The following is a 15,990-nucleotide window of genomic DNA, read 5'->3' as shown; positions in this document are numbered from 1 at the left end:
AAATCACTTAAAATATAAGGCGGATTCAAGCGGCAAGTGCAACAGTATAAAAACCACCCATAACTTCACTCGGTGTATGCCAACCTAGTGTTTTTCTAGGACAATGGTTGAGTGCAAATTCTATCTGCTCTATTTGTTCGTTTGACACGTCATCAAACGATGATGATTTTGGCAGATATTGCCGGATTAAACCATTTGTATTTTCATTCCTTGCTCGTTGAATAGACTTGTAAGGATCAGCAAAATAGGTCTCTATCCCGACATCAGTAATTCTTTTGTGTTCGGCAAATTCCTTGCCATTATCAAATGTCACACTATAAGCATGGCTCATCCATAAACGATCTAATGCACAAGTAATCATTTTAGATGAAGTTCTCGTCTTTCCTAAATGAACAATATGTACGCACAGGCTCTTTCGATCAACGAGAGCTTATTCACATCGAAGATTTTGCTCAGATCTTCGGCGCATATCCACATCAGAAATACAGCACCACAAATTATGAGCAGATAGGAAAGATCATTTATCAATTTTCAGATAACAAAATTATTGATATTCAGCAATTTGCCAGCCGTTTACTCGTCAATATTTTACTCGCCAATGGAGATGCGCACTTAAAAAACTGCAGTATGATTTATCATGATAAAAGTGCACCCAGATTATCTCCCGCATACGATATATTAATGACTAGTGTATATATTGAAAATGAGCATCATTTCGCATTAAATCTTGCCAAAAATAAAGATTGGTATTTAGCTGAGATGAAACACTTTGAAGAATGGGCTGAAAAAGTCGGTGTTCCATGGCGTGTTATTGAAAAACAACTTCACGCGATCATGGACAAAGCACGGTCAGTATGGCCAGTGCTATTACTAGACTTACCTATGATTCCTGCTCATAAAGAAAAATTAAGAGAACATTGGAAAAAATTGCATCCAGACTTTCAGATACTTACAGATGATTAGGGTAATCTGAAACCAAACTAAAATTTCTCAAACAAGTTCATCACGTCATTTTCCGTCAGTTTCGCTTCGCCCTCATGATCGGTACTTAGAATAGAGTGTGCCAGTTCTGCTTTGTTTTGCTGTAAGGCAAGAATTTTTTCTTCTATGCTTTTATTGGTAATCAGCTTATACACAAATACTGGCTTGTCCTGTCCAATCCGCCATGCACGATCTGAAGCTTGATCTTCAGCAGCAGGGTTCCACCATGGATCATAGTGAATGACCGTATCTGCGGCAGTTAGATTCAAACCGACCCCTCCTGCTTTCAGACTGATTAAAAATACCGGCACTTGTCCAGACTGAAACGCTGTAATGACTTCATCTCGCTTTTTGGTCTTTCCAGTCAGCTTCACATAGCCAATTTCTGCGTGATGGAACTGTTGTTCAATCAGTTCCAACATTGAGGTAAACTGAGAGAAGATAAGAATTTTTCGCCCCTCTTCCACCATTGGAACGACCATATCCATCAACTGTTCAAGTTTGGCAGAATGCGCCTGCCCAATTTTCACTGAATCCAGCTTTAGTAAGCTAGGATGGCAGCACACCTGACGTAGCTTCAGTAAGGCATCTAAAATTTGAATTTGACTACGTTTAAAGCCTTTTTCTGCCACAATTTTCTGAATGCTTGCCTGCATCGTGGCACGAACAGCCTCATATAACTTGGATTGCTGGTCATTCATATCAATATTGACTTCAATCGTGGTTTTTTCTGGCAACTCTTTGGCTACGTCAGTTTTCAAGCGACGTAAAATGAAGGGCTTAATCCGGTTGACCAACTTTTGTCTTAACTGCTCATCACCGCGCTTTTCAATCGGATGACGGTACTTTTTATTAAAAATTTCTTGTGAATATAAAAATCCTGGCATCAGGAAATAAAATAGTGCCCACAGCTCACCCAAATGATTTTCCATAGGTGTACCGGTTAGACATAGACGATGTCGCGCTGTTAATTGCCGTACTACCTGTGCAGCTTTGGCGCGCGGATTTTTGATATTCTGCGCCTCATCCAAAATGAGTTGATGATATTCATATTGCTTTAGTTGCTCTTCATCTCTCGCCAGAAGCGGATAGGTGGTTAACACAATATCATAGTGCGGAATCTGCTCAAAATACTGATGGCGATCGGGCCCCTGTAGCAGCAATACCTTGAGCTCTGGGGTAAATTTCTCCGCTTCTTTGAACCAGTTATGCATCAGCGATGTGGGTGCAACAATTAAGGCGGGACTATCCTGCAAATATCCAGCCTGCTTTTCCATGAGTAAATGGGCTAAAGTTTGTGCTGTTTTCCCCAAGCCCATATCATCTGCCAGAATCCCGCCATGCTGGGTTTCCCTTAAAAACTGTAACCAGCCTAAGCCCTGCTGCTGGTATAGACGCAACTCCCCCTGAAAACCTTGTGGTGTTGGCAGTTGTTGCTGATAGCCTTGTTTGAATTTATGTACAAATTTCTGCAGGCGATCACTGACCTGCCATGTCATCCCAAGATTATGCTGCAATTCTAATAATTGACTCGCATCATAGCGATCAATACTGCGCTCTTCTTGCTGTAAAATGCTCTGCAGATGCAATAATACCGGCTTAATATCCCTAGCGGATAGCGCCAAATCAGGTTGATCAACTGCAGTTTTCACGGTGAAAATTTGACTGTCATGCAGATGAATAAAAGTCCGCGGATCAAGTAAATCAGGATTTACTCGCACCAAAGCTACGAGCGCATCAAGTAAATTATAAGAATTGCCTGCACTGTCTTGAACCGTCGCCCCGATATTGAACCAGTCCTGCTGGCCTTCAGATTCAGTGATAGAAATATTTAAATTTTCAACATATTGCAGGTTAAAGGGGCTGTTTTCCAGATGCTCTATCTGCCAGCCCATCAACTCAATTTGATTGATGGGCATCAGCTGTTTGATCCAGTCTCCATAGAAAGCAAAAACCATAGAATCGAGACGTTGTTTATCCAGTTTTAATTGCTGGTCATAACTAAGATCTTTCACCCACTTCAGTGATTCGACCAATAGCTGTAAACGCTGGATTGACTGTTGTTCCTGAACTAAGTCCCGAAGCTGTCGCACCATTTTGTCATGCTGCTCACCAATGAAACTGTCACCTGATGTACCTGCTTTAATTCGCCCGCCTGCATAGGAGAATTCAATTTCAGCACAAACAGACTCCTCCCATTTCCAATCAAATTTATCTAAAACACCGAAGCGTAAAATTGGCTGGGGATTACCCTGTAAGACTTCAATCTCTTGAAGAAACCCAGGTTTCGGCAAGTTATGTATCGTTGTAGATTGATGGGTAAGCTGCTCAAACTCAGTCAAAACCGTCGCAGGCATCTCTGGCATCCGCCAAAGGTAGTACAGTAAATCCGATGTATATTCACTATAGAGTTGCCCTACCGTATTCTTGTGAATATCGATATAACAAAGTGGCTGACTTACAAGAATTTGAAGATGTGGATTCGATTTTAAATTGAGTCGAACATTTCCATTGACCAACTCAAAATCTAAGTGCTCAGTCTGTTTTTCAATGCTCTTTTGCCAAGAAAATTCAAGCTGATAGCTTTGTTCTGACCATGTAAGTGGAGCATCACTTTTTTGTTTCCAATAGACATCACCACTCTGAATGAAAGATTTAAAATGCTCTAAGACAATGCCTGATATATCAAGACTATTTCCATAAGAAAACTCATTCTGATTGAGCTTGGCATAATAATAAATTTGATTAAATAATTGTCGCTTCCCATCAGGCAAAGACAGACGTTTTTTTAGAATATTGCCATATTCAGTATAAGAACTGACACCTGTGATCGTCCCACTTTTATTACGTCTACCTTTGCGAACCTCAAGTTTTAACCCGAATAGACCTAAAGGCTGATCTAAATAATAAAGTAAATAATTACTCGTTGTCTTTTGCTGCTCTAACTGGGTATGTTGTAAATACTGCTTAAACTCACTTAACCAGCGTTGTGCTTGATTAATTGCAACCCGATCTTTTTGAGTGTGAGATGATGACTGAGAGTCAACATAGCTCTTCAGATATCCTTCTCGATATTCTTGATAAAATAATTTGGCTAAAGCAGCAGCATGTTTACAGTTATATCCAACCGGACAAGTGCAGTCGTCATCAATTAAACGGTCCTTTTTAAGATTATAGGTAATTGCAGTATCGTAATAATCTGTCCCTTCAATTTGGGCATACATCGTGACATCGTCATTTTCCTCAAAGAACTCAATCGTTTTCCTATCAATGTGTTTAGCATAGCTCTGGCTGCGCTGAAGAGTTGCAGTACTAAAGCGAGATAGAAAATTGATCAATGAGGACATAATTACCAGACACTAAAAATGTTTATACAATTATAACGGACAAAGCTGTCATTTCAGAACAGTAGCCGAACTGCTCAACCTGAGCACAGATTCGACTCACTCAATAGGAATATTGTGAATAAAGACAATCAAATTCGAGAAGTTAAACAGTTCATTGAGATCGAAAATATCCTGATAGAAAGTGATCATTTCTTCACAACAGTTAATTTTAAACCAAATGGGGTCAAAAGTTTTAGCATTGTTTCTATGAATAAAATACTTAAATAAAAATTCTCCGACAAACTCGGTACGGTTCACAGTCTACCCAGTTTAATGACGCAAGTTGTACATCCGTTAAACCTTGCCAATCTGCTTTTAAATATTCAATCACCTCTGTTTTGTATAAGCCATTCACCGTTTCAGCCAGAGCATTATCATATGAATCACCAGTTGTACCGACTGATGCTCGTAAATTTGCTGCTTCTAAACGATTGGTATAATGAATGGAAAGATATTGCACACCTCTGTCGGAATGATGAATCACGTTCTTTGGCAAGCCTCGATCATACAATGCTTGCTCAAGTGCATCGAGCACCATGTCTGTATTCATACGTGTTGATACTTTCCATCCAACAATTGCTCGTGAGAACACATCAATAATAAAGGCGGTGTAGACCCAACCTGAATTGGTTTGAATATACGTAAAGTCACTGACCTGAGATACCGTCTTGGTAGTCAATCAATAATTGAACCGCTCTTTCTCTGATTTCAGGGGTATATTTTGGTTTTGTCATCGGGACACTACGCTTCGCTACGTCTTGCGAAGCAATGCTTCTTGTATCTCAAGAAAGTTGGTCTCCGAAAAACCTGATACGGTTCACAACTTATTATTAAGATTTATTATGTCTTTATAACAGTATATTCAAGGATACTTAATTTATATATATTAGTGACTTAAAAACATTAAATCACAATATAAATGCTAGAGGGTGCAAAATGTTAAATGGGGATTTAAAAAAGAATGCAATCGAAAAATTTGAAAATGCTAAAAATACCTACGAAAAACTAGGTATAGAAGTTGGTAAAAAATCTGAAAAATTAATGAATCTTCGTAAAAATGATGCTCATAACATTATTACTAGAATCGAAGCCCTTTTTAGTGGTATCGCCAACAAACCCAAAGAATTCGATAAAACGTTTAGTGAATATAAAGCTGAATTTAAAGTATTTAATGATATTCTCGATCAAATTAAGGAAAATGCACGTCAAATTGATATACAAGCAGGCAGTACTGCCGGAGCTGGAGTAGCTGCTGGGGCTGGTGTTGCAGCTTTCGCCCCAACTGCAGCTATGGCAATTGCAACTACTTTTGGTACAGCATCTACAGGTACTGCCATTTCTGCTTTAGGTGGTGCAGCAGCTACTAATGCAGCATTAGCTTGGTTAGGTGGAGGAGCCCTTGCTGCAGGTGGTGGTGGTATGGCTGCAGGTAATGCTTTATTGGCACTTGCAGGACCAGTAGGCTGGGCCATTGGCGGTACAGCATTGGTCGGAAGTGCACTTTTTGCGCGCAGTAGAAATGAGAAAATCGCTAAAGAAGCTGATGAAAAAAGAAAGGAAATTGAAGTTCTAAATAGACAATTTAAAGCAGCCTCTTTAGAAGTGGAAAAACTTGCGGAAGAAACACAGAAGCATATTATGGGGATGCAATACCAATTAAGAACACTAGATTCAACACTTACTACACTTAATTATAATCAATTAGATGATGGCCAAAAAGCACTTATGATTTCATTGAAGAATCATGTAGAGAGCTTATGTCTACTTATGAAAAAGAAAGTTGAACTCTAATTTTATTTAATAATCAGGCAATATTAATGCAAACAACTTCAGTACAAGACCAGATTTCTAGTGCCATAATCGATGGCATTAATGTTGCTAGACTGCAAGATGAAATTTCACAACTTAATCTGCAGGATCAATGCTTTATTAATTCAATGAAGCACGTCGATAAAGTCCGAGAATTTATTGGTACACCTGAAAATATTTTAGGTAGCGACCTTACTAAACATGGAGAAATTGCTGAACATGTTGAAGTAGGTATTCGTAATGCAAGAGATGCTCTTGCAGGTGATACTGTTAGAGCCACCTTTGAAGGAGTAGGACGGACTGCACCTGAAGATTATTTGATTGATGGAGTTCAGGTTCAATCAAAATTTATTAACGGTTTGGGTAACAATCTTGATCATGTGCTTAAACATATGGACAAATATGAAAATTTCGGTCGTGACGGATCCTATTATCATATTCCAAAAGATCATTATGAATTGATTTCTAAAATTCATCGTGGTGAATCCATTGAAAGTTTAAGTCAAAAGACGATCAATTCTGTTCAAGCAAAAATTGAAGAAATCCAAACCAAGTCTGGACAGCCATTTAATGAGGTAGTTCGTCCTGGGGTATCTGATTATGCTGAAGTTCAACAAGGTCAAGTGCATGAAACATTAAATAAGCACAGTACTGACCTCGAACAACAAAATGAAAAAATGAAGGATATTATTCATGATAAACATCAAGCTACTTTAACAGAAGGGCTAAAAGCAGCGGGAGCTGCTGCAGCTGTCGGTGGTGCTATTTCCTTAAGTTCCTCTTTATATCTTAAATATAAAAATGAAGGAAAAAATTTATTTAAGGGTGAGCTTACTAAAGAAGATTGGAAGGAAGTTGGATTAAATACAGCTAAAGCATCCGCCTTAGGTGGTGTGACTGGTGCTGCAGTTTATGGTTTGACTAATTGTGCAGGGTTAGCTGCCCCCTTAGCTGGTGCATTCGTTACTGCATCTAAAGGGGTAAGCTCATTGGTAAATGACTTTTACCAAGGGAAATTAACTTTTGAAGAATTTCAGATGAATTCAATTTTTGTCTGTGCAGATAGTGCAGGTGTTGGTCTTGCTGCGCTAGCAGGACAAACATTTATCCCTATACCTGTTTTAGGTGCTGTTATTGGTTCAATCGCAGGAAAGTTTGTATGTGAAATTTTATTAGGTGAAGATAAAAAGCTTGCACAACAAATGGAAGTTTCTATGCAACTTTTTCTAGCTACGGTAGATGAAGTTTATATAAATGTCGTAAATAAAATTAATACTGAATTTGAAAAAATTGCTGATTTAAGAAGTAAAGCTTTTGACTTAAATACTAATATTTCAATCGTAGAGTCCAGTATTGCATTGGCTCGTGCTCATGGAGTAGAGGAATCTAAAATATTGAGAAATGAAGCTGATCTACGAAATTTCTTATTCGATTGATTTTAAAGTAAAGCACCACCAAGTGCTTTACTTCTTTAGCAATTTAAAACCCTACATAAAACTTTTCAATCAACTTTCGTGTCTTGACCATCAAGTGAGTGAACACATTATCCCGCTCAAACAGCTTAACCTTATAGTTTGGTAAGTCCTTCAACTCTTCTTTACGTGGTAGGCGTTTGGTGAACTCATAATGCTCCAGAACCTGCTTCATCGCTTCTGGTTTCAGGTTTTCTTCTTTGCAGAGATGCTGATAGGCCTGTTCTTTTTCAGCATCCCAGAATTCAGCAAAAGCTGTTTGGACGCTTTGGCCGTTGATCATCTTCGGCATGTTTTCTTCAATGAATTTTTGAATCAGGTCTTGCTTATCGTGCAAGCTAATATCGCTACTGATTAAGTCATAAATTTGCGCTTGGTACTTCTGACGTTTGTCCTCTGAGTCTGTATCAACAACAAGCTGTAGCAGGTTGATGATATAACCCACATTAATGCGGTCACTGTGCAGCAAGTCCAGCTGAAAATCGACATCGTCCAGTACCGACACTTTTTCTTTCTTGGTGGTCTTTCTAACGGCACGACATAAGTCAGCATACTTAGAGGCGAAGTTTGCAAAGTGCTGCTTATCAAGTTGTGTTTGGTCTTGATCGTATTCAATAAAAGTTTGTAATTGCGCGTTATAGCGCATCACTTCACGGAAAGCTTTAATAAATTCGAGTTGCTGTTCTTCAGTGACAAGATCATCGACTGATTGGTAATTGGGCGTTAAGGCAAACAATTTGCTCACCGCTGCTTGGTAATCCTGTTCGATTTCCGCATAGCTGGGAACAAGTACAATCTTGGTCGTTTCTTTATTGGAAAATAGTGCCAGTGCTTCATCTGTTGCACGTTTTAGGTTGCGGAAACAGATGATATTGCCAAATGGTTTTTTATCGTTATAGACACGGTTGGTGCGTGAGAATGCTTGAATCAAGCCATGATATTTTAGGTTTTTATCGACATACAAGGTATTTAACGGCTTAGAGTCAAAGCCCGTGAGGAACATATTGACCACGATTAGAATATCAATCTGTCTGTTTTTTACGCGCTGTGCAATGTCGCGGTAGTACGCATAAAATTGATCACCTGAGTTGTAGTTAGTTTTGAATTGTCGATTGTAATTGGCAATGTAGCGATCCAGCTTATCCCGACTGGATGAATTGACCTGACTTGGAATATCTGCGGCTTCTTCATGAATCAAGCCAGTTAAGTCATCAGTCGGTACAGCCTCATTTGCCGCATAAGAAAAGATAGTGGCAATGGTCAACGGTTTAAATATCCGACCTTGTGCTTCATCTTCAATTTGCTTTTCAGCCTGCACCTTTTCAAAGAGGTCGTAATATTGGGTCAGTGTTTCGACCGAACTGACACAGAACATTGCGGTAAATTCACGATTACGGGTTTTGGTATCGTGGATATTGACAATGTAGCGGGCAATCATTTCTAGGCGTTGCGGGTTGTCATACAGTTCTTTGGTATCGATGCCTTCTACATCTTCCTCATAACTTTCATTCGTCGCCATGCCTTTGGCGGTGTATTTGCCACGATAATCAATCTGGAACTGCAAGACGTTACGATCACGGATGGCATCGACAATCACGTATTTATGCAAACACTCATTAAACAGGTAATCTGTGGTGAGTTTTAAACCTGCTTTGCTTTGGCTGTTCTTTTCAAAAATAGGCGTACCGGTAAAACCAAACATTTGTGCATTGCTGAAGAATTTTTTGATGTTCTGATGGGTCTCACCAAATTGACTGCGATGACATTCATCAAAAATAAACACCACTTTTTTATTTTTAAGATAATCAATCGATTCTAAATAACGGTCGGTACTGATAGCTCGATTGAGTTTTTGGATGGTGGTCACAATCAGTTTGTCGTGGCGTTGATCCAGCTGTTTCACCAAGGTCGATGTGTTATCGGTGCTGTCCACGCTGTCGGCTTTAAAGGCATTAAATTCACGTGAGGTTTGCGTGTCGAGGTCGTTACGATCCACCACAAACAGGACTTTTTCTACATCAGGCATTTGCATGATGATTTGACTGGCTTTAAAAGATGTCAGGGTTTTGCCTGAACCTGTAGTATGCCAGATATAGCCGTTCTGATTGGAGTTTTGCACATGCTGCACAATTTTCTGTACTGCATAAATCTGATAGGGACGCAGCACCATCAGGCTTTTGGTGGTTTCCAGCAGTACCATGTACTGGGTCAGCATTTGGGTTAGATGCTGCTGATTTAAAAAAGCTTCGGCAAAGTCGACAATTTCATTGATGTGTTTATTGCTGACATCTGCCCAGGGAAAGGCAAACTCGATGCCTGTGGTGCCGTTGGAGTAATAACGGGTATTGGCACCATTACTAATGACAAACAGCTGAATAAAACCAAACTGCCCTTGCCCTGCCCAATAGGCTTCACGAATATAGCGTTGCGTTTGATTAAAAGCTTCGGCGATTTCCATGCCTCGTTTTTTTAGCTCGATCTGTACCAAAGGCAAACCATTAACCAAGAGTGTGACATCAAAACGGCTGGTTCTGCCATTATAGTCGCGGTGGTCGATAGTGATTTGATTGGTGACCTGATAAATATTTTTGCTAGGATCATCAGACAGGAAAAAAAGGTGTTTACTGGTACCATCATCAAATTTGACTGGAAATAGATCACGCAGATTTTTGGCCCGTTCAAATACTGTTCCGGTATTTAAAAAACTAATGACCTGTTTCCATTCCGTTTCTGACAGGGGCGCAAGTCCATTGGCGCGTTCGACTTGGGTTTTTAGGTTAGACAGTAGTTGGCTTTCGTCCTTGATGGTCACCGCAGCATATCCCAATTGCTTGAGCTGGCTAATCAGTTCATTTTCAAGTTGATATTCGCTTTGTACTGTCATTTCACCCTCAAAACCATTTTATCGATATGCTGTTGCTTGATTTATTCAATTATTAACATGCTAAACACCATACCTAGATATGATGTTTAATTGCTCTTGCTTTTAATAAACTAAATTATTTAATCATTTTCTCAGCATTTATGATTAAATTCTTCTCAGCCTCATACGCTTTTAATGCTTTTGGAACGTTTCCTGTGATTAGATTTTCTTCTGAAAAATCTTTAGCAGAAGTTGGAATAACAGTAACGGCTATAGATTTTTTCTTAGCATTTTGTGCTTTTAAATCAGTCCATTTTTTTGCATTGTCATTAAAACCAAAGGTATCGATTGCAATTGAACGATGTACAGTTTCACCTGCTCTTAAACCATTTTTCTTACTACCATAGGTATAGCTATCTATACCTGTATAAGTTGAATAAGGTTCTTGCTCATCATCTAAATAAAGATCGATTTCCCACTGGATTGAGGATAAATCCTGTTTGCTTCCATTATGCACATCAAAAGAAACTAAAGGCTTGCCACGAGTAAAAAACTCACTGCTTGTACCTAAACTTATATTACTCGCTTTAATTTTAGATAAGTCATTATAGATATCAGTCCAATCTTTCTCGATAGACTTCAACCGTTCATATTCATCAAAAACTGCTTGCTTGCGATTATCTACAGCAAGTTTCACAATTTTTCGATAAGTAATATCAGCACCATATTGCTCTTTAAATTTTTCAATAGACTCTACTGTACCTATATTCAGCGTGTTAATAGCCCATTGAACAATTTCTGACTCTTGTTCTGGCAGTTCATCATGTATTTTACTTGATGAATCCGTTAATGTTTGCAAGTTAGTCAAATCAAAAGTAGTATCCAATGGCCCCTTACTACATCCACTAAGTAATACTGCAGCAAACACTGAAGCAATGATCAATTTTTTCATGTTAACCCTCTTATAATACATGATGCTTTTAATAAGCAAAAAGCCAAACCCACTTATGGATTTGACTATCAAAAAATTTACACAAACATCTGCTGCAACAAGCCTTTTTTCCACTGTTTGGCCTGTTCAATTTGCTGTGCAACCACTTCAATTTTCTGGTCAATGGCAGATAAGAAATTGGCGATTTTGGTTTGTTCTTCTAAACACGGGACTAAAACATCCAAGTTAGCAAGTTGCCCAAGTGAAAAATTTGCTTGAGCTAATTGCACGCTTTCAGCATCAATAATTTTTTTCACATAATCTGAATTCAAAAAATAATAGATGTAACGTGTAATTTTTTTATCTTTCAATCTAATAATCGCTAATGCTTGATTAGTATTAGCAGGTAAATAATCTCTTGAAATTATTGCTACTCTGCCTAATGCTCCAGCAATAGAAAATAAAATATCATCATGCTCTAACTTTGATCTAGCTAGCTTGTTATGAGTATTCTCATCAATATAGGCAAACTTATCTAAAAGAAACTTACCATTTGAAGATAAGCTTTCTATTTTTATAAAATTAATCCCAGATTCTTCATATTTTTCACCTAATGAGCTAGGTGTAGTGCCTTTTGTTATTAATGTAGTTAATTCGCCGAGCTTAGAATCCTCCCACTCCCCAAACTCACTACCATTATCCGCTTTAAATCGAAGCTGCTGACTAAACAGCTTTTGCATCATGCCCTGTTTATATTGGCTGAGTAGCTGATGTTTTTGCGTGAGTTGACTAACCTTTTCATCTACAGCGGAAAGAAAAGAAGCGATTTTGGTTTGTTCTTGTTTTGATGGGGCACTTAATTCAAAGTTTAGTACATCAGACTTAGTAATATTCTTCATACTATTACTTGTGCCTGTTGCCATATCTCTTAGTTTTATTAGAGTAGTTTCAGATGATAAATGAAACGACAACCATCTAATATCAGCCTTATCATTAACTTTGATTTGCCACAATTTATCTGATAAATATGTATTTTTCGGAGCTTTCTTAATAAACGCAGATGATCCAACCAATAAAGGTGTATTACTACGATTCATAACAAGTGAATTATCTAGTAAAGGCTCTTTTAGTCTTTGAATCTCGTTTTCTAAATTAACTAGTTTTCGTTCATTTGCATTAAAAACACCTAAAGAAACACAGCTCGTTTTCAGAACAGAAAAATCATCTTCAGTGACATCTACATCTTCACCATTTACAGAAACGCCCGCATCTAAAGATATCACCAATTCTTTTAACTTAACCTTAGACCAGTCACTATCAAACTCTTTAAATCTTAACTTTGGCGCAGTCATTACTTCACCTCCGTAAAAGGCGAAGCAATCCCAAGCTCTTTGCAGAAATCCGCAATTACCGCATCGGTCTTTTGGCTGTCTTGTTCCAAAGCCTGTAACTGCTGAGCAATTGCATCCAGATCAATCTCGGCTTCCGCTTCAAAAGTATCCACATAACGCGGAATATTTAGGTTGTAATCGTTATCTTTCACTTCTTGCAAAGTCGCCACATGCGCATATTTTTCAATATTTTCACGCTTTTCAAATGCCGCAACAATCTTATCCAAATGCTCAGGCAATAACTTGTTTTGATTCTTCTGCTTTTCAAAATCATTGCTGGCATCAATAAACAGAATATTGCCGCTCTGCTCACGGTTTTTCTTCAACACCAAAATACAGGTCGGAATAGACGTGCCATAGAAAATATTGGCGGGTAGACCAATAATGGCATCCACCACGTTCAACTGTTCAATCAAATACTGACGAATCACACCCTCACTCGAACCACGGAACAAGACGCCATGCGGTAACACCACCGCCATCGTGCCGTTGTCATCCAGTTGATACAGCATGTGCTGTACAAACGCCATATCCGCTTTAGAACTTGGCGCCAGTTTGCCATACGCAGCAAAACGTTCATCTTGTAAAAATAACGGATCGGCAGACCATTTTGCAGAAAATGGCGGATTCGCCACCACCGCATCAAACTTTTTATTTAAATGCTGCGGACGGGTTAAAGTGTTTTCCTGCTTGATGTCGAACTTGGCAAAATGCACATCATGCAGAATCATGTTCATGCGTGCCAAGTTGTAAGTGGTACGGTTCATCTCCTGACCGTAAATCATATCGACATCTTTCACTTCACGTTTTACCCGAAGCAATAACGAACCTGAACCGCAAGTCGGGTCATAGACTGAACGTAAACGCTCTTTGCCTTGGGTGACAATCTTTGCCAGTAAGGTCGATACCGTTTGCGGCGTATAGAATTCCCCCGCTTTTTTGCCCGCGCCTGAGGCAAATTCACCAATCAGGTATTCGTAAGCATCCCCGAGTACATCGGCTTCGGTATTACTAATATCAAAATCAATATCATCTAAATGACTGAGGACTTTCGCCACCAGTGCATTACGATCACTGGCATTATTGCCGAGCTTGGTCGAGTTTAGATCTAAATCTTCAAACAGGTTGGCAAAGTCATCGGCAGAGTCGGTGCCTAAAGTGCTTTGTTCAATCGATTTTAAGGTCGCAGTTAAATCATCCAAAATGAATTCGCCCTGACGACCACGCTCGGCTAAGGTATGGAATAGCTGTTTTGGTGTAAGCGCATAACCCACTTCGGCAATGGCATTCTTTTTAATTTCTTCGATGTACGGCACATGCTCAGCATTATTTTCATCTAATTCTAAAAAGCTGACCTCCTCACCATCGAGCAATTCATTGGCAAAGTTCACCGATTTTTCTGATAAATATTTAAAGAAAATAAAACCCAGAATGTAATCACGGAATTCATCGGCGCCCATGGTGCCACGCAAAGTATTGGCAATATTCCAAAGTTGTTTTTGTAATTGTTGCAGTTGTACGTGGGTCATTGTTATAGGAGTCCAAATAAGTAAATCATTAATAAAATGATTTTACCTAAAATTCTAAATTATGCAGCAGTAAAAAGGTGGACAAGGACATGAATTGTCGTGGTCAAGCGATGTAATCTGTCAATTCAGGCGCTAGATAGAGACATAATCTAAACTATATAGCAGCCTACTCCAGTAATCTTCACTACAGAAAAATAAAGACATTAAAGTACTCCAGATATGGGACTAAACACCTAATATATGTTTATCTTTTCCACCTAGCCAGACTAAATATTCATTCTCTATTGCCTGCTTATACGCCCAGTCGGCAACCCGATGCGAACGTTGCAGATCGGTTAAAAAACCTAATTGAGAAATTTCCCGAACAATAGATTAATCATGTAGATAGTTCCGCTCCTGCCACTGTTGCAGAAATTGTTCTGACGCCAAATAATTACTTTTTTGTGAGTTGCACTTTTCATCCGCCAGGACAAAATTATGTCCGGTATCGGCAGGATATAATGACCATGGAATAAAATGATCCACGGCATATTTTGAGTTTTTTAGGCTTTTGCCACAGTAAAAACACTGGCATTGCTGTAAGTCAATTAAGAAGTCCGCGACCTGCCCCAATTGATTACGACTTGGAGCAAACATGAATTCATCTAGGTCAGGTAACCCATCTAATACAACCAAGTTCTGCTTATTCAGCCGGACAAAATCAATCCAGCGCTTCTGGCAAAGCTCTTCAATAATTTCACTAAACTGTCTCAAACAATACATCACTTTGGGCAACAGCTTGAGGGACTGCTTGGAATCTTCAAGACTATAGAGAAACTCTATGGTTTGACCATTCAAATTCTGCAAATACACCACCGGCATTTGCTTTACCGTTGTTGCAACTGCTCGCTTCAACCTGTTCCAGTAAAGTACATCCTTTCTCAACGCGGCCAAGGTCTTGAATTGTTGCTGTGCTTTCTGGATTTCACTGATGATCTTTGCCTGCTTACCAGTGCTTTGATGAATAGTAAAAGGCTCATACTGGTTAAACTGAAACGGCAGTGACTGTTTCCAGTATAAGTCAATAAACTTTTCAGCAATATCCTGATATTCTAAATGCAAGGCAGCACCAGTATCTTGCCCCTGTTCAATCGCCAGACGCGTGATACTTATCAGCAAAGCAAACTTATATGTCGAAGTAAAAGTCCCTGACTGCAAAATCTGCTGAATATGCTTTAAGAATTTCAACTGTTCTTGAGGGGTTGGTATTTCGGCTATACTGAATAACATATCTAAGCCTGCACTTTTCTAATCAGAATATTCATCCACTCTTCTGTACGCTCTGGACGTTTATCTACAGTAATCCATTGTTGTAACAGTAAAGCCTGATCGATCTGCTTAAGTAAGTCATGAGCTTGCTGTTCATTCAAGTCAGTAAAGCTACGCCCCTCTATCTCACGGTCTGTATTGCCATACTTAAAAGACATATAGCAAACACCATTTGGCTTTAATGCTTTAAATATGCGCGCCAGCACTTCAGTCAGGTGATCTCTTTCACAATGTAAAAGAGATGCACAAGCCCAAATCCCATCATACTTAGCTACTTCATTCAGCTCATAAAAACTTTGCTGACGTACCTCGATGCCTGT

At 39.0% G+C, this 15,990-nt stretch carries 6 protein-coding genes and 7 pseudogenes; 3 read left to right on the top strand and 10 right to left on the bottom strand.

What is annotated here, in order from left to right:
* Positions 1 to 25: 25 nt before the first annotated feature.
* Positions 26 to 427, bottom strand: a pseudogene (locus HHA43_RS06210) (IS30 family transposase); the annotation flags it as partial.
* Between HHA43_RS06210 and HHA43_RS06205 the strand changes: the two are divergent.
* Positions 418 to 963 (top strand): annotated as a pseudogene (locus tag HHA43_RS06205) (type II toxin-antitoxin system HipA family toxin); the annotation flags it as partial. The pseudogenes HHA43_RS06210 and HHA43_RS06205 sit on opposite strands and share 10 nt — an antisense overlap.
* Before the next feature lie 17 nt (positions 964 to 980).
* Here the strand turns inward: HHA43_RS06205 and HHA43_RS06200 are convergent.
* Positions 981 to 4,328: a DEAD/DEAH box helicase gene (locus HHA43_RS06200; RefSeq protein ID WP_075167630.1), complete on the bottom strand. Its 3,348-nt coding sequence runs from the start codon at positions 4,326 to 4,328 to the stop codon at positions 981 to 983.
* A gap of 298 nt (positions 4,329 to 4,626) precedes the next feature.
* Positions 4,627 to 5,022 (bottom strand): annotated as a pseudogene (locus tag HHA43_RS06195) (DDE-type integrase/transposase/recombinase); the annotation flags it as partial.
* A gap of 281 nt (positions 5,023 to 5,303) precedes the next feature.
* On the opposite strand from HHA43_RS06195, the gene HHA43_RS06190 reads away from it, so the two are divergent.
* Together HHA43_RS06190 and HHA43_RS06185 are read left to right on the top strand one after the other, a co-directional pair.
* Entirely contained in the window at positions 5,304 to 6,158 is an 855-nt protein-coding gene (locus HHA43_RS06190; RefSeq protein WP_168418680.1) for a hypothetical protein, read from the top strand.
* A gap of 26 nt (positions 6,159 to 6,184) precedes the next feature.
* Positions 6,185 to 7,612 carry a hypothetical protein gene (locus HHA43_RS06185; RefSeq protein ID WP_075695903.1) on the top strand — a complete coding sequence of 476 codons (1,428 nt, stop codon included), beginning with the start codon at positions 6,185 to 6,187 and terminating at the stop codon, positions 7,610 to 7,612.
* A gap of 43 nt (positions 7,613 to 7,655) precedes the next feature.
* On the opposite strand, the gene HHA43_RS06180 is transcribed toward HHA43_RS06185, so the two are convergent.
* From HHA43_RS06180 to HHA43_RS06155, 7 genes and pseudogenes are all read right to left on the bottom strand, one after another.
* Entirely contained in the window at positions 7,656 to 10,532 is a 2,877-nt protein-coding gene (locus tag HHA43_RS06180; protein ID WP_168542087.1) for a type I restriction endonuclease subunit R, read from the bottom strand.
* 115 nt (positions 10,533 to 10,647) lie between these two features.
* Positions 10,648 to 11,463, bottom strand: a complete 816-nt coding sequence (locus tag HHA43_RS06175; protein ID WP_143218049.1) for a DUF6694 family lipoprotein — start codon at positions 11,461 to 11,463, stop codon at positions 10,648 to 10,650.
* Between the two features lie 77 nt (positions 11,464 to 11,540).
* A pseudogene (locus tag HHA43_RS13340) lies at positions 11,541 to 12,287 on the bottom strand (restriction endonuclease subunit S); the annotation flags it as partial.
* Positions 12,276 to 12,794 (bottom strand): annotated as a pseudogene (locus tag HHA43_RS13335) (restriction endonuclease subunit S); the annotation flags it as partial. The pseudogenes HHA43_RS13335 and HHA43_RS13340, both read right to left, overlap by 12 nt.
* Complete coding sequence (locus HHA43_RS06165; protein ID WP_168461846.1) at positions 12,794 to 14,362, bottom strand: type I restriction-modification system subunit M; 1,569 nt, start codon at positions 14,360 to 14,362, stop codon at positions 12,794 to 12,796. The pseudogene HHA43_RS13335 and the gene HHA43_RS06165, both read right to left, overlap by 1 nt.
* Before the next feature lie 225 nt (positions 14,363 to 14,587).
* Positions 14,588 to 15,631 (bottom strand): annotated as a pseudogene (locus HHA43_RS06160) (HNH endonuclease).
* A 2-nt stretch (positions 15,632 to 15,633) separates the two neighbouring features.
* Positions 15,634 to 15,990, bottom strand: a pseudogene (locus tag HHA43_RS06155) (SAM-dependent methyltransferase); the annotation flags it as partial.

The sequence above is a fragment of the Acinetobacter sp. A2 genome, assembly GCF_012371325.1.
Lineage (GTDB): Bacteria > Pseudomonadota > Gammaproteobacteria > Pseudomonadales > Moraxellaceae > Acinetobacter.
The sequence above is the reverse complement of the archived record's forward strand: the minus strand, read 5'-3'. Positions and strand labels throughout refer to the sequence as shown.